Consider the following 20449-nt stretch of genomic DNA (forward strand, 5'->3'; position numbering starts at 1 on the left):
ACATTGCGCACACGGTGGCGCGAGTGTGATCCCTCGTTTGCTAGTGAACGTTCGCCTTGAGGGCAGCGGCGCCGTTGTCGAAGCGGCCGTCGAGGTAGGCTTTCAGCGTTGCGGCCACCCCATCTTCAGCGATCATGCCTGCGGCGTAGCTGAAGGCCTTCAGGAAGGTTTCGTCGGAGGCGAGACTTCCAAAGAGCTCCGGCATTTCGATGCGCGCCGGCTTGCCGGCGTAAACGCCCTGTGCCCAGGCCTTCAGGATGTCGGCGTTGTTGTCCTCGATGACATGCGGTTCTCCAGCCTCGTTGTGGCCTAGGCAGTAACGGCACCAAAGGGCCGTTTCGAGGGCAAGGCCGGCCACCGGCAGCCCCTTGTCGAGGCGGTCCTGGATAGAAGGCAGGATAAACTTCGGCTGCCGGTTGGAACCGTCAAGGCAGAGACGGGGGATCGTGTCTCCCACTGCCGGATTGGAGAACCGGTCCATCACGGTGGTGAGATAGGTCTCGAAGCTGACCCCCGGAATTACCGGAACGGTCGGCAGGATCTCGTCTTCTTCCAGCTTTTTCAGGAACGCGCAGATCAATGGATCGGCCATGGCGTCATGGACGAAGTAATGTCCCAGCAGCGCACCCGGATAGGCGATGGTCGCATGACCGCCATTGAGAATGCGCAATTTCATCAGCTCGTATGGAGCGACGTCCTCGACGAATTCGACGCCGACCTTTTCCAGCGCCGGGCGACCGGCCGGGAAATGATCCTCCAGCACCCATTGGCGGAAGGGTTCGCAGACCACAGGGGCCGCATCGGTCAGGCCGAAGCGTTCCTGAACCAGGCCGCGTTCGCGGTCGCCGGTCGCGGGGGTGATGCAGTCCACCATGCCGTTTGGAAAGGCGACGTTGTCGGCAATCCAGCTTCCGGCTTCCAGTGACAAGGCCCTGGCGAAACCGGCAACGGCCTGTTTCGCCATATGGCCGTTTTCGGGCAGGTTGTCGCAAGACATCACGGTAAAGGGTTCAAGGCCTTTGTCGCGGCGGGCCAGCAGGGCGGCAACGAGCACGCCGAACACGGTCTGCGGCGCGTCCGGTGAGGCGAGATCCGCCTGGATTTCCGGATGATTGACGTCGAAGCCACCGGTGTTCGGGTCGACGAAATAACCGCCTTCGGTGATCGTCAGCGAGACAATGCGGATATCGGCTTCGCCAAGGCGAGCGATCAATGCCTTGGGATCCACGTCGATGAAGTCGATCATGGCGCCACAGACCTGAGCGCTGAGGCCTTCCGGGTCGAGCTCGACCACAGTCGTCAGCCAGTCCTGGGCTTGGAGGCGTTCACGCATGGTCTTGTCGTAGGGCTTGAGGCCCGCGCCGACGATGGCCCAGTCACGGCCTTCGCCGAGATCGAACAGCTTACTCAGGTAGATGGCCTGATGCGCGCGATGGAAGTTGCCGACGCCGATGTGAAGGATGCCGGGGGTCAGGTCCGACCGGCGATACGCCGGTGCCTTGACGGATTCGGGAAGAGAAGAGAGCACAGTTTCACTTAGGTTCTGGGTCATTGGTCAGCTCATCCAGTTGCCGCCATCGACGTTGTAAGTCTGCGATACGATGTAATCCGCGTCTTTCGACGCCAGGAAAACAGCCATGCCGGTGAGATCTTCGGCGGTGCCCATGCGGCCGAAAGGCACCGCGGCTCCGACCGCTGCCTTCTTTTCGCCGGGCTGCAGGCCTTCGTATTTCGCGAACATCGAATCCACATGGTCCCAGTGCTCGCCGTCGACGACGCCGGGGGCGATGGCATTCACGTTGATGCCGTGTTCGATCAGGTTGAGACCTGCCGACTGGGTCAGACTGATGACCGCTGCCTTGGTGGCGCAATAGATGCCCACCAGCGCTTCACCGCGCCGGCCTGCCTGGCTGGCCATGTTTATGATCTTGCCGCCCTGACCACGCCTGATCATCGACTTTGCCGCGGCCTGCATCATGAACAGGGTTCCGGAAACGTTGATGTCGAACAGGCGCTGGTAGCTGTCGCGGGTGATCTCGACAATCGGTGCCAGATCGAACAGAGCCGCGTTGTTGACCAGGATGTCGAGCCCACCGGTCTTCTGTTCCACGGCGGCGATGGCAGCATCGATCGACGACTGGTCGGTAACGTCCAACTGAACGGCATAGGCATTCGGGCCGATTTCACTGGCCGCCGCTTCTGCGCCGGCCAGGTTGATATCGGCAATCGCCACCCGGGCGCCTTCCTCTGCAAACCGCGCGGCAAAGGCCTTGCCGATGCCCCGGGCCGAACCCGTGATCAGCGCGGATTTTCCTTCAAGTCGGCTCATGCAATCCTCAGGCCCTGGTTGTCGAAGCGGTGGATCTTGTCAGGAGCCGGGGTCAGGTGAACGGTGTCGCCATGACGGAACCCGATCTCACCGGACGAGCGCACGGTGATCGGTTCGTCGACGCCTTCCATATCGACGTAGAGGAAGGTGTCGGATCCGAGATGTTCCGAGACACCGACCTTACCGACCCATTTGCCGTCGCCTTGCGAGACGGTCAGATGCTCCGGGCGGATGCCGATCGTGGCGGCATCGTATTCAGTGGCGAAGGATCCCATCAGGAAGTTCATCTTCGGCGAGCCGATGAAACCGGCCACGAACTTGTTGCGCGGCGTATGATAAAGTTCCAGCGGCGAGCCGACCTGCTCGATCTTGCCTGCCTGCAGCACCACGATCTTGTCGGCCATGGTCATGGCTTCCACCTGGTCGTGGGTCACGTAGATCATGGTCGTCTTGAGGGACTGGTGCAGTTCGGAGATCTCGAGCCGCATGTTGACACGCAGCGCCGCATCCAGGTTTGACAGGGGTTCGTCGAACAGGAAGGCGGCCGGTTCGCGCACGATGGCACGACCGATGGCAACACGCTGGCGCTGACCGCCGGAAAGCTGACCCGGGCGACGGTCCAGGTAATCCGTCAGGTTCAGCACCTTGGCAGCGGCGGTCACCTTGGCGTCCTGCGCAGCCTTGTCGATGCCTGCCATGCGCAGGGGGAAGGCGATGTTCTTGCGCACCGACATGTGCGGATAGAGCGCGTAGGACTGGAACACCATGGCAAGGCCACGTTTTGCGGGCGGCACTTCGGTGGCGTTCTTGCCGTCGATGGTGATGTCACCGGAAGAGACATCCTCCAGGCCTGCAATGAGACGCAGGAGTGTGGACTTGCCGCAGCCGGACGGACCGACGAACACCACGAACTCGCCGTCGTCGATCTGCAGGTCCAGCGGCGGGATAACCTGAACGTCGCCGAAGCTCTTGGTAATCTGCTTGAGGGTTATCTGACCCATGTTCAGGTCTCCTATTTAACCGCGCCGAAGGTCAGGCCGCGTACGAGCTGCTTCTGGCTGAACCAGCCGATGATGAGGATCGGGGCGATCGCCATCGTCGAGGCAGCGCTCAGTTTTGCGTAGAACAGGCCTTCCGGGCTGGAATAGCTGGCAATGAAAGCGGTGAGGGGGGCGGCGTCGACCGCCGTCAGGTTCAAGGTCCAGAACGCTTCGTTCCAGGACAGGATGATGTTCAGCAGCAGGGTCGAGGCAATGCCGGGCACCGCCATGGGTGTTAGCACGTAGATGATCTCGGACCACAGCTCCGCACCGTCCATCCGCGCGGCTTCCAGGATCTCGCCCGGAATTTCGCGGAAGTAGGTGAACAGCATCCAGACGATGATCGGCAAGTTGATGAGGGTAAGCACCATCACGAGGCCGACACGCGTGTCGAGGAGGCCGGTATCCCGGAACAGGAGATAGATCGGGATCAGCACGCCCACCGGCGGAAGCATCTTGGTGGACAGCATCCACATCAGGACGTCCTTGGTGCGCTTGCCCGGCACGAAGGCCATTGACCAGGCCGCCGGTATCGCGATCAGCAGACCCAGAAGGGTGGAGCCGAAGGAAATGATGACCGAGTTGGAGAAGTGCCGGAAATAGTCCGAACGCTCCTGGACCGTGCTGTAGTTTTCCAGCGTCCAGTCGAAAAACAGGAAGCTAGGAGGAGACGCAATGGCTTCCGCTTCCGTCTTGAAGCTGGTCAGCACGGTCCACAGGATCGGGAAGAAGATGGCGATGCCGACGGCCCACGCACATACGGTGACGAGAGCCTTGCGGCGGTTGGAGACTGCGCGCGCCATGGGTCAGGCCTCCAGGTTCTTGCCGATCATCCGCATCAGGAAGATCGCAACGATGTTGGCGAGGATAATGGCGACCACACCGCCGGCCGATCCGCCGCCGACGTCGAACTGCAGCAGCGACTGGGCGTAGATCAGGTAGGTGAGGTTGGTCGAGGCATAGCCCGGACCGCCATTGGTGGTGACAAGAATTTCCGCGAAGACCGACAGCAGGAAGATCGTCTGGATCAGGATCACGACCGTGATCGAGCGCGCCAGGTGCGGCACCATGATGAAGACGAAGCGGTTCAGGAAATTGGCGCCGTCCATTTCGGCCGCTTCCAGCTGTTCGCTGTCCAGCGATTGCAGGGCGGTAAGCAGAATGAGCGTCGCAAAGGGCAGCCACTGCCAGGCGACGATCAGGATGATCGAGAACAGCGGTGCATGCGAAAGAAAGTCGAACGGTTGCAGCCCCAGAAACTTCGCAAAGTATGCGAACAGGCCGTTGACCGGGTTCATGAACATGTTCTTCCACACCAGCGCGGAGACGGTGGGCATGACGAAGAACGGGGCAATCACCAGAATGCGTACGATCCCCTGGCCCCAGAAGGGCTGGTCGAGCAGCAGGGCCAGCAGCACGCCGCCGACAATGGTGATGAGAAGGACGCCGCCAACGAGCAGCAGGGTGTTCTTCAGCGCTGCAAAGAAAGCCGGATCGGTGAGGAAGAACTCGTAGTTGGTCCAGCCGGTCCACTCTTCCATTCCCGGAATGAGCAGGTTGTAGCGCAGGAAAGAGAAATAGAGGGTCATCGAGAGCGGGATGATCATCCAACCCAGCAGCAGCAGAACTGCCGGAGAGATCATCAAACGGGCCGCCGCCCGTGAATGTTGGGTAGCCATGATGCGACCTTTGCTCGGTCAGAGCCAGAGCTCACGCGGAACAGAAAGGAGGAGACCGGCGGGACGGGCAGGCACCCGCCGGTCCGCGAAGGCTTCTACTTGAGGTAACCGGCCTTCTTCATTTCGCGTTCAGCGGTCGCCTGGGCAGCAGCCAGTGCAGCGTCCGCATCCATCGAGCCGGCAAGAGCTGCCGAGAATGCCTGGCCGACAACGGTTGCCATGCCCTGGAATTCCGGAATGGCGACGAACTGCACGCCGACATACGGAACCGGATCGACGGTCGGATTCTGCGGATCAGCGGAGTTGATGCTGTCCAGCGTCATCTTTGCGAACGGAACTTTCTGGTACTCCGGGTTCTCATAGAGAGACGTACGGGTTCCCGGGGGGACGTTCGCCCAGCCTTCTTCGGCTGCAACCAGCTCCAGGTATTCCTTGGAAGTCGCCCACTCGATGAACTTCTTCGCAGCAGCTTCCTTCTGGGTGCCGGCCGGAATGGCCAGCGACCATGCCCAGAGCCAGTTACCGCGTTTGCCGAGACCCTTGTCCGGTGCCAGAGCAAAGCCGACCTTGTCAGCAACCTGGCTGTCCTTCGGGTTGGTCACGAAGGAGGCTGCCACGGTGGCGTCGATCCACATGCCGCACTTGCCGGTCTGGAACAGGGCCAGGTTTTCGTTGAAGCCGTTGGAAGAAGCGCCCGGAGGGCCTGCTTCGTTCATCACGTCGAGATAGGTGGTAAGAGCTTCTTTCCACTGCGGCGTGTCGAACTGCGGCTTCCAGTCCATGTCGAACCAGCGTGCGCCGTAAGAGTTCGCCATGGCCGTCAGGAACGCCATGTTTTCACCCCAGCCGGCCTTGCCGCGCAGGCAGATGCCGTAGACTTCGTTTTCCTTGTCTGTCATTGCCTTGGCGGCTTCGACGATAAAGTCCCAGGTCGGGGCTTCCGGCATTTCCAGGCCGGCTTTTTCCATCAGGTCCTTGCGGTACATGACCATGGAGCTTTCGCCGTAGAACGGTGCTGCAAAGAGCTCGCCGTCGACGGTCAGGCCGCCACGGATGGCCGGCAGGATGTCGTCCGCGTCGTAGCTTTCCGGCAGGTCGTTCAGGGAAACGAGCCAGCCCTGCTTGCCCCAGATCGGAACTTCATAGGTGCCGATGGTCATGACGTCGAACTGGCCGCCCTTGGTGGCGACGTCAGTGGTGACGCGCTGGCGGAGAACGTTCTCCTCCATGGTCAGCCATTTGACTTCGATGTCAGGGTTCTTGTCGGTGAAGTCCTTCGTCAGACCCTGCATGCGGATCATGTCGCCGTTGTTCACGGTCGCGATGGTGATTGTTTCTGCAGATGCGGATGCGCACAGAGCCGCCATTGCACATGCGCTGAGGAGCGCACGGGTATGAAATGCCATATTTTCCTCCCAAGCGAGATTGGGCATTTGCCATTCTTGCGGGCAAATATTCGCTCCAATTCGCACCCCGAGTCAAGATGTGAATCGCCTAAAACAAAAAAGGCTTCTCGCTGCACTGCGAAAAGCCTTTAGAATTCATATAGTTATTTATATTGGGAAATCGCTCAGAGATTGAGCAATTGCTCAGCCGTCGTCTCGTTGGTGATCAGGCAATTGACAAATTTGCCGTTCAACGCTCCCAGCATGGCCGGCACCTTGCCGTCGCCCGCCGCAATTCCGTAAACCGGTTTCTCTCCGGCCGGCAGCAGGGGGGCACTGGCTACCAGGTCATTGGTAAGTCCTTCGACCAGCGCGCCTTTTCGGTCGTAGACCCAGCTCGTGATCTCGCCGATGGCACCGGCTTTCTCCAGTGCGCGCATTTCGTCGTGACTGACGAATCCGTCGACCGTCAGTGGTGCAGTCGGTCCCATGTTGCCGATACCCACGAAAGTAACGTCCGCCTGCCGGATGAGATCGAGGATATTGTGCACCGCTTCCTGGTTATGCAGCAGTTGCAGTTCCTCGCGGGAGCGGGCGAAGACGGGCAGAGGCATCGGGTAGTGCCGGGCATTGATGCGGTCGGCAAGCCGGATGATGACGTTGTAGGCCGAGGCCGAGCCGTCCGACATCATGTTGCCCAGAAGCGAGACGATGCGGTGCTGTGGACAGTCCATCATCGGCAACTGATCCACCGAAGCGCGCAAGGTGCGGCCCGTGCCGTAGGCGATGATCTTGGGTTTCTGGGAGCGGAAATGACGTTCCATCTCGGTGGCGGCCGCCTGGGCAATGCCGACCGTGGAGGACGGGGCGTCCGGGTCGCTGGGAACCACTTCGCAGCTCTGCAGTCCGAAGCGTTCCGTCAGGCGGGTGCTCAGTTCCATGCAGTTGGCGATCGGGTGGTCGAGCCGCACCTTGATCAGTCGTTCACTGACTGCAAGCGAAACCAGCCGCTGTGCCGATTGGCGGGATACGCCGAGCTTGCGGGCGATCTCGTCTTGGGTGTTGCCGGCAACATAGTATAACCAGCCGGCGCGGGCGGCGTCATCGAGACGGGATGCCTCGGCAGGAATTTTCTGTTTCATCTTAGTTGCCGTTGTTCTTCAGATCCGGCCTAAGCTGAAAGAGTTCGCCGAAAGATGCAAACAGTTGCGCGGCACCCGCAGTGGCAGTGGCCGAATTCAGAAGGCCGGAAAGGTGCGAACCGCCAATGAATCGGTAGACTTCCATACCGGCGGCAAGCCCTGCCTTGATGCCGTTTTCGCTGTCCTCGATCACCAAGCAGCGCTCCGGTGCGACGCCATGTTTTTCCGCCGCAAGGAGGAACAGGTCGGGCGCGGGTTTGCCGTGAGCGACTTCGGAAGCCGTGGTGGTCCGGCCGGCAAAGAGGTCCGTCAGCCCGGTTATCTCCAGCGATCTGGCGAGTCGCGGCGGGCTGGAACTGGTCGCAAGGCAATAGTCCACGCCAAGGTTCTCGATCACCTCCCGCACGCCGTCGATCGGTCTGAGCTCCGCTTCAAAGGCGCTGAGAAGGCTTGCCCGGTAGGCGGTTTCGAATTCCGGCGGCAGGTCGACACCGAATTCCTTGCGGATCTGCTGCAGGACAACCGGATAGCTTCGACCCAGGAAATGGTGAGCGACGTAGTCCATGGTGATGTGGACGTTCCGCGTCGCCAGTTCTGCCACCAGCATGCGCGCGCTGATGACTTCGCTGTCGATGAGAACACCGTCGCAGTCGAAGATGACTAGGTCGATTGGCTGATTCAAATTCGGGGTTCCTGCCGATTGGAAAGTTAAAACGAACGACCTCATCCTGAGGAGGCGCGCAAGCGCCGTCTCGAAGGATGGTCCGCTTGCTCAGGAGTATGAAGCCCGTCCTTCGAGACGGACCTGGCGGTCCTCCTCAGGATGAGGGCGGCGCAGAGAGCACGGTCGACAGAGAGGCACGCCGTTCCGGTCCCGTCAACCGAACCAGCGTTTCAGCCATCGGCGGAAGCCGCTCGTGGCTTCGCTCGCGCGACGATGGGCGCTGGCGTGGGCCTGCTCGGCGCTATCGCCGACATCGTCCATGAAGTCGTCGATACCGTCGACCACCGGGTCGATCCGGCGTTTCTTGAAGGCGTTGACGGTCTTGATGATCAGATAGGCGAGGGCGACAAGCACCACGACGAACAGGATATTGAACCAGGGGATCAGGAAGACATCCGGCCCGGAGACAACCTCGATGCTGATGGCATTGGGAAAGATCGTGAACAGCTCCACACGCCAGCCATAGTGGGTGACGGCGATCCAGACATCATCGCTTTTCTTGGCCAGATCCTGCGCCTGGGCGGTGATGTTGCTGCTGTCGAACTTGAAATAGGGCGGCCAGCCCCAATCGGTGTCTTCGTTGCGGTAGACCCTTGGTTTGCCGTTCGGCCAGACCGTGTTGATGAAGCGGACGTCCCGTGTCCAGTTCTTGTTGGTACCTGCATCGGGGGCGGCCCAGAAGAGCGACGAAGCGCCGATGTCCATGCGTTTGACGTCGGTGCCGACGATGCGAACCACATCACGTCCCGGCAACGTGTAATGGAGGAAGGCGACAAGGATCAGCAGGAGCGGAATGCCGATTATCCATTTGATCCACTTCATTGTGCGCCGTCCTCGCCGTCTTGTTCTCCGGGGATTGCACCCCACGGCCCCATGTTCCTGCCGAAGCCGTAGTCGGCCTGGTCTTCTTCCGCCATGGCGGCCTCCGGTCCGAACAGCTCCAGCCGCGTGCCGACCTTGTCGACCATATATTCTTCCGCAAGGAACTGGACCGCGTAGTTCTTCTTGGCTTCGCTCCAGCTTCGGTAATGACCGTAGAATGCGTCCTTGTGACAAATGAAAAGCTGGCGGAAGTCAAGCGGCGTCAATTCGGCCAGCAGCATGTTGACCAGGTTCTTGTCGCGGTGATTGCGCGAGCGAAGCAGGTAGAAATAGGCTGCGTTTTCCGGTTCGACCCAAAGCTTGTCGTCTTTCAGCTCCAGCCTGTGCACGATGTCGTTGAGGGCGTGATATTCCGCGGGTAGCTGCTGATGATACTTGCGTCTCAAAGCGCGCAGATCGCGCCGCGAGACGTCCGACAGATCCTCGCCCTGGCTGGCGGCCGTGTCGATGACGATGAAGTCCAGTTTCTGTTTCAAAAGGCTCTTGGCGACGCTGCCGCCTGCATCGAGAATAGGCTCCACCAACTGGTTTCGATTGAGGAAATCGGCCACCTCGTAGCGGTCTTCCAGGCTGAAGAGGTGCTTCACGGGCAGGTCGACGACAATGTCCATGCGCCTGGAGGCGATGCATGCGGTTTCCTTCACATCGCGAAAGATGTAGAGGCCGCCGAAATGGGAGGTATGGAAATTTCCCTGCTCATAGCTTTTCGAACTGATCGCCAAGGGGGTGCGGATGATGTCGCCGGTGTGCTTGGAAAGCTCGATCATGTCCGCGATCAGCACATCGTCCCACCAGCCGTCGGGCTCGCTCATGAACGCTTCGATCTTGTCGGCCAGTTCATCACCTGCTTCGGAATGCCCGCCGACGGTGTCGGCCTCCACCTCGATCGCCCTGATATAAAACAGATCCTGCGGCGAGGTGATGGAATAGATCGAGTTGACCAGTTCACCGACGACGCAATCGCGGATCGACAGCGCAAAGAGCTGTTCCTCATTGTCCTCGATGAAGCGTTTCAGGATCGAACGCGACGTGGAGAACCGCGCGTTCAGCAGCGGTGCGGTCTTCTGTTCGATCGACAGCAGAATGAACTGCCGGTTGCAGCCGTGCGGATTGAGGTAGTGGATGTCGTCCAGCTCGTCGCCGATCTCCGGCGAAAATCCGGAGATATCGACGTGAAAGGCTTCGAGCGCCGTTCGCTTGCCGGTCAGGTGTTCCAGCGCGCGGTTGTAGCGGGCCACCATGGACGGTGCGGAGACCTCGTAGAGGTTGCCGAACATCAAGCCATGTTTGACGAGCCTCATCATGTGCGCGTGATTTCCATGTAGCGGCGCTTGGCTTCTTCCATGCGCTGCATCTCGCGCACGGCATTCTCGATGGCAACCTCGTCCGACTTGTCCGCATAGCGGAATTCGCTGTCCGCGTAGCGGTTGATTTCCTGGATGACCATGTCGACGGTGATCGGCTGCGCCAGGTCGGCGATCATCGCCTTCTTGGTCTCGTAGTCCTTGAACAGGAACAGTTCCGGATCTTCCATCCAGGCATCCGGCAATTCGAAGTCCATCGCCCGCACTTTCACGGCATCGGTGATGTTCTTGATCGCCCGGCCGGTGAAACGTTCGTCCGCTTGCTGGATGGCCTTCAGGTAGGTCCCGAGCTTGGCGATCGTGTCCAGGTCACCGATTTCAGCCCGCACGTTGTCGAACACCTTCGTCAGCGCATCTTCCTGTGGCCGGGAGTGACGCTCGTAGGACGCCGCAACAGCCTTCTTCAGAGCCTGGGCCTCGAAAAGATCATGGTCGCCGACTGGGATCGAGTGGTTCTTGCCCATCAGCAGATGCAGGATGTCGATGTAGTCCTCGCGGCTTTGCGGGCCGTCGACCAGGAAGCGGGCACCGGCGCGCTGGCGCAGGGCGTCATCGACGTTCTCCGGATAGTTGGAGAACATGCCGAACGTGCAGTTGCCGCGCACCACCGTGTTGGCACCGGCAAAGCTCTCCATCAGGACCGCAGTAATTTCGAGCTGGCCGGCAGAGGACTGGCGATCGCCGCGCTTGCCGGCAAGCTGGTCTATGTCGTCGATGGTGCCGAAACCGATCACATTCGGGTCGGTGACATTGCGGATGAAGGCCTTGGCATTCTGGGCAGACTTGCCCTGGTAGCTGTCGATGCTCTCCGTGGAGAGGTTCTGATAGCGGAACGGATAGCCGGCGACCTGGCAATAGTCGTTGACCATGCCGGCCATCATCTGGATCAGGGTTGTCTTGCCGGTGCCCGGCTTGCCGTCGCCCATGAAGGTGAAGATAAAGCCGCCGAGTTCCGCGAACGGGTTGAGCTTGCGGTCGAAATCGTAGGCCATCAGCATCTTGGCAAGCTTCATCGCCTGGTATTTGGCGATGTGGTTGCCGACGACTTCTTCCGGCTTCTTGAACGCCATGGCGAGCGTGGTCGAGTGCGCGCGTGCGGAAGGCGTGAAGCCGGTAATCTCGAAATTGTCCGCTTCCACGCGGTAACGGCTTTCCGAGAATGCCTGCAGCACGCTGACGCCTTCCGCGCGAAGTGTCACCTTTTCCATCAGCTGTTCGCAGAAGGACGTCACCAGGCCGATCAACTGGGCATCGGTTTCAATCGCGGCGGCGGCAATTTCCTGGTCCAGCTCCCAGAGAACACCATGAAGGGCGAGCTGGTCGTTGTCGAAAAGGATTTCCTCGACGTCGCCGCACTGGACTTCGGTTTCACCGGTTTCGGCCGAGAGCCCCGACAGGAGGAAGTCCGTCATGTTGGCAAAGACGTGCAGCGCAATCATGGCCGTTGCCGACAGAAGATCCTGGAACCGCATCTTCTGCGAGGCGTCCAGCGTTCCGGCAAGGTTGGCGCGCTTTAGCTCGGCAAGGCCGGTCTGGTCGGCAAACTGGTCGGACGCCACCTGGGCGACAGCCAGCGCCCGGCGCAGGGACCGCAGAACGCTCGCCTGAAGCGGGGTGGTCAGAGCATCGTCGTCGCATTCCAGAATGCGGTTTGAAAGCTGCACACCTTCGGGACGGGCCGTGGAGCGAGTGACGAGGCCGGGCGTCGTGGAGCGGAACCGCCGGCGGGCGCCAAGGCCGGGCGAACGGTCCTGTGCAACGGGCGCATCCGACTTCTTGGCGATCCGCGGGGTGTGGTCGAAGCCCTGGAGCATTGCTTCCGCAAAGGCGTATTTCTCGCGGATCTTGTCTTCTTTCAGTTCCATGAGGTCGTTGGAAAGGGTCACGCGAAAAACCTATTTGTAACTGAGGATCTTGCCCGAAGGGCTGACGACATACTTGCGGATATTGGCAAAGCCCGGCGGGTTTCGCTCTTCCAGAATTTGATAAGGCCGCTGCGGCAGGATCAGCGATCGCTGCTGGTGTGTATGGCCTGCGACTTCCTGTGATGCCGGATTGTGCGCCGACAGCGGATCGAGTTGGTAGATCTGCCGCTCGACCGACGAAAAGAAGCCTGCGGATTCGAACTCGGAGCCGGAGGCGACCAGGGTTTCGGTCGTCCAGGCCAGAGCCCAGTCTTCTCCAGGACGACCGGCGGCTTCGGCCAGGACGTCGCGCAGCGGACCGGACTGTTGGGTAAAGGTGTGGCTGTACATCGGCCCCAGAAAGAACCGGCGCAGGCGCTTGGGATGCAGGTCATCGAAGTCGCGGTCGAAGCCGCGAGCGATTGTCACCAGCTTCAGGGACGCGGAGGATTGCGCGGTCAGATGGCTCTGGACGCGCGGCCAACGGCGCTCGTCCTTGGCCAGAGGCCACTTGCCGCTGTCTTCCAGGTCGAGAATGTAGATCAGCGGAATGTTCTGTTGACTGTCATAGACGGCCCAATGCAGCCTGTAGAGGCGGCGGTTGTCGACGACATTGCCCATCCAGGCCAGACGTGGGTCGTTCCGTGCCCAGAACAGGTCGCCCTTGGCGAGCTCTTCGTAATACTGGCGCTGCGAGGCGGCAAACTGCAGGTTGGTCGGCGAGGACTGTTCACGCAGGATATGGTTGACCATTTCCAGCTTGAGTTCGCGCATTGCCGGCAGCGACCGTAAATGCTTGTCCGCCTGCATGGCGTCGTTCGCCATCTGCAGCAGCTCCTGATAGATCGGGAAGCCGCTGTCCTGACGGTCGATGTTCAAAAGCGAGGGCAGCATGTCCGACACGCGGCCCGCCAGCAGATATTTGTAGGAAAGCGCCGTGAAGGTTCCCGACAGCGCTTCCAGGTACTCTTTCAGAACCGGTATTTCCGAGGCGAGCGCGGTGTTCTCGTTGATGACGCTTTCCGCCACCCCTTGCAAATGCGAGATGATCCGCTCGAACTTGGCGAAGTAGCGCCGTGTTTCATGCGCTTCTTCCAGGGTTCTGTGGTCCAGGGTCAGATCCACGGTTCAGACCCTCAGGCCCCGTACGTGTTCTTGTCGTGCTTCTCGACGATCTGCTGGAACCGGCGCGCGAAACGCTCGTCCGACTTGGCCTTTTCCTCCAGCACCTTGCGCGCGAACACCATGTGGTCCTCATGGGCTTCCATCATGTCGGCCATGCGCTGGTTGGTTGCGGAGCCGATGGCGGCCATCGCGGACTGGGCTTCTTTGTCGGTGGCCACGCCGATCTCGTTGATCTTGTGGGCAATATCCTGCTGCTGGGCCGTCTTGAGGGATTTCACAAGCGCATCGTAGAGCACGACGCGCTGCTTTGTGTCCGTCTGCAGCTTGTTGATCAGCACCATCTGGGTGGCCGCCTGGTTCTGAAGGCTGTCGACCCAGGTCTTGCCCTTTTCGATGTAGCGTTCCAGCGTCTGGCTCTCGGCCAGCTTGACCTGCTCTTCCTGGGCCAGGCGGTTGTATTCGGCATTCATCTCCGCCAGCTGGCTCTCCAGCTTGGTGCGCTCGGAGGCATCGGTCTCCACGGAAATCTTGTTTTCCAGAGCAATCACATCCGGATCCATGGCCACAAGCTTGGCCTTGATTTCCTCCAGCGTGCCGACAGTCTGTTCGCGCTGGCTCAGTGTTTCGCTGAGGTTGGTTTCCACACGCTTGGAATGTTCGTTCAGCGTGTTGAGCTGTTCCTGCAGCAGCTGTCCGATGACATTGGACTTGGTGATCAGGTCCTGCAGCTTGTCGTCGATGCTGGCGGAGCGCATGCGTTCCTGGCGGATGCTGTCGGAGCGCTGCTTGGAAAATATGCCGATGAAGCTTTCCCATCCGGTCTTCGTGCGCATGGCATCGAAGTCCTTGGAGAAGGTCGCGGTAACATCGTCAAGACCCATGATGAGCTCGGCGATGTTGGCGCCCATGAGCTCGGTGTGCTTGTGAACATCGTCCAGGGACGCGTTCTCGATGTCGATGGAAATGTCCTGCCCGGTGTCCAGCTTGGACTTCGCGGTTTCGATCTTCGAGGTCAGCTCGTCGATTTTCTGCCTCGCGGCGGCAACTTCCTTTTTCGACTTTTCAATCTGAGCGCTGAAATCCGCCATGGGCCCCTTCCGGATAAAATTTTTTCAAAGTGATTCTTATTTAGCAAGTCTTCTTGGAAATACAATTACAACGCGCTTGCCGAAACGTCATGGTTCCACATGCTTGCGGCGTGTTTCGTGGACGGCGTGAAGCGGCTCAGTCTTGAAGACGGCCGAGAAAGCCGATGCTGGATGCCCGTTGTACCCGCAGCCAGAGTTGTCCGTCGAAGGCCTTCCGGTCGAGAAAATCCACACGAAGTCCAAGACTGGTGCACTCGGTGTCGATCCAGGACTTGCTGTGGCGAACGATCCCCGGTTCATCGGAAACATGGCTTGTGCCGACCCATGCTGTGCCGTTGTAGTCCTCTTCCAGGGACTTCGCAGGGAGGTAGGAAACGAGGAAAACCGCATTCTCGCTCGAGTTCTGGAGAAAACCCTCCAGCATCGTGCGGATATGAGACTTGCTGCAATGGGTCCAGATGGACCCCGCCAGAACCATGTCGAACTTTTTACCGAACACGGACAGGTCGAATTCGGCATTGTGGTCGAAACGCGGCTGTCTTTGTCGAAGGACCTGATCATCAAACAACAGATCAAGTCCCCAACGCACCCTGTCGCGGTGCGGTTCGATACCGCAGTAGTTTTGCTCTCCAAGAAAGGGAATCAGCCAGTAGGCGGTCCGCAGACAACCGCAGCCGATTTCCAGCACACTCGTTTCCGGCGACAAGCCTTCGCGCAGGAGCTCTGCGAATTGACGTCTGCCACCTTCATCGAAGGTCTGGGTCGGCACGCCAAGAAATCCGTGGTCGAGCGCCATCTTCTCGCCAAGGCGCTGGACGTTTGTTTTTTGCTGATCCGATGCTGTCTTCATTGCCTTGTCTGTCTGCCCGCAACACGTTCCGTGTGAAGGTGTCAGGTCTCGCGGTTCGTGGTGTTTGTCCTGTCGTAACAGGACAGGACCGGGCATGTGGACTACCGCGAAACAGCACCTGCGGCAAAGGCGTATTTGAAAGCTTTTGACCTTTCACGCCGTCAACGGCTATGCCATTGTTCCGCAGACCTGATCTTCAAAAACAACAACAACAGCCCCGTCAAATCACATGAGCCAATCCGAAACGCCAGAAGAACGTTTTCCCGACGTGCTTTTTTACAATGCCTCACTCACGGAGGTGCAGGAAAACGTCACAATAGGACCCGGTACACGTGTCGGTTCCATGACGATAATTCACAAGAATGCAAGCATTGGTTCTGGAACTACTATCGGGTCGCATTGCAATATTTGCGAATGTGTCATTGGCGATAATGTTTCCATTCAGACCGGCTGCCATATTACACGTGGGGTTACTGTTGAAGATGACGTCTTCATCGGCCCGCAAGTCGTCACGCTCAACGACAAGCTGAAAGGTGGACCGATGGTCTATCCCTATATCGAGCGCGGAGCGAAGATCGGTGGTGGCAGTCGCATTCTTCCAGGTGTTCGTGTCGGCGCAAATGCAGTTGTCGGTGCCGGCAGTGTTGTGACCAGAGACGTTCCTCCGGGTGCTCTCGTGGTTGGTAATCCGGCTCGAGTCAGATCTGACGGACAGGACAGGCAAGCTCAGAAATCCCCATGAAGGACCTGATCCTGAACCTTGCACCCACGGGAATGGTGCCGACCCGTGCCATGTCGTCGGCCGTGCCGCTGTCGCCGGACGAGATCATCGCCGACTGCCGCCTGTGTGCGGACCTTGGCGCGACGATCCTGCACATTCATGCAAGAGACGAGGATGGCCGGCCAACATTCCGGAAAGACATATACGCGCGGATCATCGCAGGTATCCGGGAAACGCACCCGGATGTGATCATCTGCGTGTCCCTCAGCGGTCGGAACTTCCCGGCGTTCGAACAACGTTCAGACCCCTTGCTGCTGACAGGAGACCTCAGGCCTGACATGGCCAGCCTCACGCTGTCCTCGCTGAATTTTGCCCGCACCGAAAGTATCAATGCACCGGACATGGTTGTCCGCCTTGCAAAGACCATGGAAGACCGCGGCATTCGTCCCGAGCTGGAGGTCTTCGATGCGGGCATGGTGAACTACGCCAGGTATCTTGCAGACCGCGGGATATTGAAGCCTCCCTTCTATTTCAACGTGCTGCTCGGAAATCTCAGCAGTGCACAGGTAACGCCCCTGCATCTGGCGGCGATCACGCAGGATCTGCCTCCAGAATCCGTCTGGTGTGCAGGTGGCATCGGCGAAAGCCAGCTTGCCGCCAACACGCTGGGGCTCTTGTTCGGAAACGGTGTGCGAACCGGTCTGGAGGATTTTCTGTGGCTTGATGCGGACAGAACGCAACCGGCTACAAACGAGAAACTGGTTAGCCGGGTAAGCGAACTCTGCACGCTCCTTGGCAAGCGGTTTGCCTCTGCCTCGCAGGTTCGCGAAGCGCTTGGGATGACGCCTCATGCAGGCTGACCGTCGTCCGCTCCGGATCCTGATGACCAACAACACGCTGGATCAACCAGCCGGGTCTGAGCTTTATCTCAGGGATCTGGCGCTGGCCCTCATGCGGCGCGGGCACTTCCCGGTTGCTTACAGCCAGAGCCTTGGCCCGGTTGCCGACCGTCTCCGAGCGGCGACGATTCCTGTCGTTGACGACCTGCGGGACCTGTCCGCGGTGCCCGATGTGATCCACGGGCAGCATCATCTGGAAACGATGACGGCCGCGCTTCGTTTTCCGCAAGTGCCGGTCACCTATACCTGTCACGGCTGGATTCCCTGGCAGGAATGGCCACCGGTCTTCCCGAACATCCTGCACTATGTCGCAGTTGATGACCTGTGCCGGGAACGTCTTCTGACCAGTGCGGGCGTACCGGCTGACCAGATCTCGGTCCTGCATAATTTTGTCGATCTCGACCGCTTCAGAAAGGTGCGGGACCTTCCGGACAAGCCGAAGTCCGCACTTGTCTTCAGCAATTCTGCGGCTCAGGTCCCGAAGGCGATACGCGACGCCTGCACCCGCATGGGCATCGAGCGCGTCGATATCGTTGGACAGAACTCCGGCCGCTCCGCCGCGCACCCGGAGACCATCCTGGCGGACTATGACGTTGTCTTTGCAAAGGCGCGCGCTGCAATCGAGGCAATGGCATCCGGATGTGCCGTTGTCGTCATGGATTACGGTCAACTTGGCGGGCTTGTCAGTTCCTCCAATCTGCAAAGCATGCGTGGATTGAATTTCGGCATCCGAACCTTGCAGAACCAGCTTTTGCATCAGGACAAGATCGAGCGTGAACTGGAGCGTTACGACGCATCGGATGCGCGCACGGTGACACAGTGGATCAGGGCGAACGCCGGCCTGGAAGCTGCCGTGGATCGATGGCTGGAAATCTACTACAGGACCATCGAACGCTGGAGTGACGTTGCCGGGACGCTGCACGATGGCGAGAGACTGACCTCCGCATCGCGCTATGTCAGTCAGCTAGCACCGCGGGTGAAGGCAAAGGAACAGGCGGAACATTGCAAAAACCTCGCCGATGCAGACCTCAGGGCGGCGAAAGCTCAGTTGGAGCGGGATACGGCAGTAGCTGCCAACAATGATGCGCGACACAAGGCGAGGATCGCTGAACTGGAAAGAGAAGTGCAGGGCCTGAGGAGGGAATTGCAGGGTCTGAAGAGGGAACTGGAAAGACACAGATTTCCAGGATTGGCTGTTCGGATGGCCTGTCAGGGGTTTGAGAAGCAGGTTCTCAAGCGGTGCCGCCGGCAGATAGCGTCCTTCAGGAAGCCGAAATCGTGACCCTGCATCTTGCCGAAATTGTCTCCGAGGAACCATTGCGCGTGCTGCTGGTTGGCCTTGGCAAGATGGGCCAGCTCCATATGGAATGCCTGTCCAAAATGCCCGGCGTTTCTCTTGTCGGTATCGTCGATGAAGACGAGGGCAAAGAGATTGCTGCAAACGGGATCCCGTTCGCGCGATCGATCGATGGTCTCGCCAACGACTTTGCAGCTGCCGTTGTTGCGGTTCCTGTCGAAAGGCATGCCGAGGCTGCCGTTCCGTTGCTCGCGCGCGGCATCGATTGCCTTGTCGAAAAACCTTTGTCCCTGTGCCCGGGAGAGATAGAGACGATGATTGTCGCGGCCCGCACCGGCGGCGCCAGGCTATCGGTCGCGCAGGTCGAACGTTTCAACCCGGCCATCGAAAGCACGATGGCCGCCTTGCGCAAGCGCTCAGGCAAGGTGCGCGTGCAACGGCTGTCCCGGATGCAAAGCGTTTCCGGCGGCCCGGACGTGATCGCCGACCTGATGGTGCATGATCTGGACTGGATCGTGAAACTCGAGGGAACAAGTGACTGCGAGATAACGGTGCTGGAGAGCCGCAGGACGGCAGGCTGCCTGGATTATGTCTGCTGCCGTCTCGGTTTTGGCGACAGATCCTATGAGCTGGCTGCGGTCCATGGAGCCAGCGAACGGAAGCGCAGCCTTGACGTCAGGCTGGACGGAGATGAAACGCGCTGTTTCGACCTTCTTGCATTGTCGCCCGACGGGCGGCCGGACCCACTGACGCGGCAGGCCGAAGTTTTTGTCATGAGCAGAGCAGGTGACGCGGCTGAACTGGCGACAGCTGAAGAGGCGCTCGCTGTACTTCGACTGTCGGACGCAATCAGACGACGCGCGTTCGAGACCTCCAAGCTACCGGAAGGTGCGGCGTGAAGGTGATTGTTCCCTTCGCCGATGTGGTTGCCGAATGGCAACCTGTCCGGGCCAAGGCTCTGGAAGGTATCGACAGGGTGTTCTCACATGGGCGTTTTGTCGGCGGTCCGGAAATTGCCGAGCTGGAACAAAAGCTTGCCGGGATTACTGGGGCAAGATTTGCAGTCGCCTGTGCTTCGGGAACGACGGCCTTGCAAATGGCCATGATGGCTCTCGGCATTGGGCCGGGTGATGAAGTCATTGTTCCGGACTTTACCTTCATCGCGCCGGCGGAAAGCGCTCTTTTGCTCGGTGCGGAGCCGGTTCTGGTGGACGTCCTGCGCCCGTCCGGCCTGCTTGACCCGGATGAACTGGAAACAGCGATTTCCAGCCGCACCAAGGCCATCGTCGCGGTCTCGCTTTTTGGACTGCCTGCCAACTTCGAAGCCATCAATTCGATTGCCTCAAGGCATGGAATCCCGGTGATCGAAGACGCTGCCCAGAGCCTGGGGGCGGGGTTGGAAGACAGGCGGAGCGGCAATCTGGCGGGGCTCGGATGCACCAGTTTTTTTCCGACGAAGGTGCTCGGCGGGGCAGGGGACGGCGGAGCGGTCTTCACCAATGATGAGGCGCTCGCCAGCGCGCTTCGCGAGATCCGTGACCATGGACAAGGCGGCAAGTACCATCACCTGCGGCTGGGGATGAACGGCAGGATGAGTTCGATCGCCGCCGCTGCCCTGCTGGCGCGGCTCGACCGTTTCAGCAGGGCATTGGATCGTCGCCGCAGTATAGGTGCGCTATACGACAGGCTCCTCGAACCACTCCGGGAGACTGGTCGTTTGGATTATGTCCGCAGTCCGGACATGGCAGGCAGTGCCCGTTCGCAATATGCCGTCGTTCTGGAGGATCGCGAAGCGCTTGCCAGAGGTTTGCGAGAGGCAGGCATAGAAACGGCAGTTCATTATCCGGTTCCGTTGCACGACCAGCCGGTTCTGCAGCATTGCCGTCGGACTGGTCGCCTGGAAACTGCGTCCATGCTGGCAAGCAGGATCCTGTGTCTGCCCATACATCCCGGCCTGACGGATGAACAGGTGAACCTCACCGTGGAACGACTTGGCGCGCTCGTCCAAGCCTGAACACCC

At 59.7% G+C, this 20449-nt stretch carries 19 protein-coding genes; 5 read left to right on the top strand and 14 right to left on the bottom strand.

Going from position 1 to position 20449, the window contains the following annotated elements:
- Window positions 1–40 precede the first annotated feature (40 nt).
- The 14 genes from ACYQ6M_RS02210 to ACYQ6M_RS02275 all read right to left on the bottom strand — a co-directional run bounded on the left by ACYQ6M_RS02210 (window position 41) and on the right by ACYQ6M_RS02275 (window position 15512).
- The gene (locus tag ACYQ6M_RS02210) at window positions 41–1552 is read right to left on the bottom strand and encodes a mannitol dehydrogenase family protein (RefSeq protein WP_460071878.1); all 1512 of its coding nucleotides are present in this window, start codon (window positions 1550–1552) and stop codon (window positions 41–43) included.
- A gap of 3 nt (window positions 1553–1555) precedes the next feature.
- Window positions 1556–2329 (bottom strand): L-iditol 2-dehydrogenase, encoded by a 774-nt coding sequence (locus ACYQ6M_RS02215; RefSeq protein ID WP_062487354.1) that lies wholly within the window; start codon window positions 2327–2329, stop codon window positions 1556–1558.
- Window positions 2326–3330, bottom strand: coding sequence for an ABC transporter ATP-binding protein (locus tag ACYQ6M_RS02220; protein ID WP_055656185.1), 1005 nt, complete (start codon window positions 3328–3330; stop codon window positions 2326–2328). The genes ACYQ6M_RS02215 and ACYQ6M_RS02220 overlap by 4 nt, the downstream gene beginning before the upstream one ends.
- A gap of 11 nt (window positions 3331–3341) precedes the next feature.
- On the bottom strand, window positions 3342–4172 hold the full coding sequence (locus tag ACYQ6M_RS02225; protein ID WP_023003159.1) for a carbohydrate ABC transporter permease: 831 nt from the start codon (window positions 4170–4172) through the stop codon (window positions 3342–3344).
- 3 nt (window positions 4173–4175) lie between these two features.
- Entirely contained in the window at window positions 4176–5048 is an 873-nt protein-coding gene (locus ACYQ6M_RS02230) for a carbohydrate ABC transporter permease (protein ID WP_031270353.1), read from the bottom strand.
- Window positions 5049–5143: 95 nt separating this feature from the next.
- A complete protein-coding gene (locus tag ACYQ6M_RS02235) occupies window positions 5144–6454 on the bottom strand; it encodes an ABC transporter substrate-binding protein (RefSeq protein ID WP_031270356.1) in 1311 nt (436 codons plus the stop codon).
- A 164-nt stretch (window positions 6455–6618) separates the two neighbouring features.
- Window positions 6619–7575: a sugar-binding transcriptional regulator gene (locus ACYQ6M_RS02240; protein ID WP_460071881.1), complete on the bottom strand. Its 957-nt coding sequence runs from the start codon at window positions 7573–7575 to the stop codon at window positions 6619–6621.
- 1 nt (window position 7576) lies between these two features.
- Window positions 7577–8257, bottom strand: a complete 681-nt coding sequence (locus ACYQ6M_RS02245; protein ID WP_460071883.1) for an HAD family hydrolase — start codon at window positions 8255–8257, stop codon at window positions 7577–7579.
- A 195-nt stretch (window positions 8258–8452) separates the two neighbouring features.
- A complete protein-coding gene (locus ACYQ6M_RS02250) occupies window positions 8453–9121 on the bottom strand; it encodes a DUF1523 family protein (protein WP_460071885.1) in 669 nt (222 codons plus the stop codon).
- Window positions 9118–10485: a DUF6638 family protein gene (locus ACYQ6M_RS02255; protein ID WP_168692243.1), complete on the bottom strand. Its 1368-nt coding sequence runs from the start codon at window positions 10483–10485 to the stop codon at window positions 9118–9120. The genes ACYQ6M_RS02250 and ACYQ6M_RS02255 overlap by 4 nt, the downstream gene beginning before the upstream one ends.
- Window positions 10482–12431 (bottom strand): AAA family ATPase, encoded by a 1950-nt coding sequence (locus ACYQ6M_RS02260; protein WP_152505655.1) that lies wholly within the window; start codon window positions 12429–12431, stop codon window positions 10482–10484. Before ACYQ6M_RS02260 ends, ACYQ6M_RS02255 begins: the two co-directional genes overlap by 4 nt.
- A 9-nt stretch (window positions 12432–12440) precedes the next feature.
- Window positions 12441–13574: a hypothetical protein gene (locus ACYQ6M_RS02265; protein ID WP_023003167.1), complete on the bottom strand. Its 1134-nt coding sequence runs from the start codon at window positions 13572–13574 to the stop codon at window positions 12441–12443.
- An 11-nt stretch (window positions 13575–13585) separates the two neighbouring features.
- Window positions 13586–14662 (bottom strand): GumC domain-containing protein, encoded by a 1077-nt coding sequence (locus ACYQ6M_RS02270; RefSeq protein WP_023003168.1) that lies wholly within the window; start codon window positions 14660–14662, stop codon window positions 13586–13588.
- Between the two features lie 136 nt (window positions 14663–14798).
- Window positions 14799–15512, bottom strand: a complete 714-nt coding sequence (locus ACYQ6M_RS02275) for a class I SAM-dependent methyltransferase (RefSeq protein ID WP_460071888.1) — start codon at window positions 15510–15512, stop codon at window positions 14799–14801.
- 229 nt (window positions 15513–15741) lie between these two features.
- On the opposite strand from ACYQ6M_RS02275, the gene ACYQ6M_RS02280 reads away from it, so the two are divergent.
- The 5 genes from ACYQ6M_RS02280 to ACYQ6M_RS02300 are packed head-to-tail and all read left to right on the top strand — an operon-like array spanning window position 15742 to window position 20443.
- Complete coding sequence (locus ACYQ6M_RS02280; protein ID WP_023003170.1) at window positions 15742–16254, top strand: acyltransferase; 513 nt, start codon at window positions 15742–15744, stop codon at window positions 16252–16254.
- Complete coding sequence (locus ACYQ6M_RS02285; protein ID WP_460071891.1) at window positions 16251–17093, top strand: beta-keto acid cleavage family enzyme; 843 nt, start codon at window positions 16251–16253, stop codon at window positions 17091–17093. The genes ACYQ6M_RS02280 and ACYQ6M_RS02285 overlap by 4 nt, the downstream gene beginning before the upstream one ends.
- Window positions 17083–18414 carry a glycosyltransferase gene (locus tag ACYQ6M_RS02290; protein WP_460071893.1) on the top strand — a complete coding sequence of 444 codons (1332 nt, stop codon included), beginning with the start codon at window positions 17083–17085 and terminating at the stop codon, window positions 18412–18414. Before ACYQ6M_RS02285 ends, ACYQ6M_RS02290 begins: the two co-directional genes overlap by 11 nt.
- The gene (locus ACYQ6M_RS02295) at window positions 18411–19328 is read left to right on the top strand and encodes a Gfo/Idh/MocA family protein (protein WP_460071895.1); all 918 of its coding nucleotides are present in this window, start codon (window positions 18411–18413) and stop codon (window positions 19326–19328) included. Before ACYQ6M_RS02290 ends, ACYQ6M_RS02295 begins: the two co-directional genes overlap by 4 nt.
- Entirely contained in the window at window positions 19325–20443 is a 1119-nt protein-coding gene (locus tag ACYQ6M_RS02300) for a DegT/DnrJ/EryC1/StrS family aminotransferase (protein WP_460071897.1), read from the top strand. Before ACYQ6M_RS02295 ends, ACYQ6M_RS02300 begins: the two co-directional genes overlap by 4 nt.
- Window positions 20444–20449: the final 6 nt, after the last annotated feature.

The organism is Roseibium sp. ROS1 (assembly GCF_054658215.1).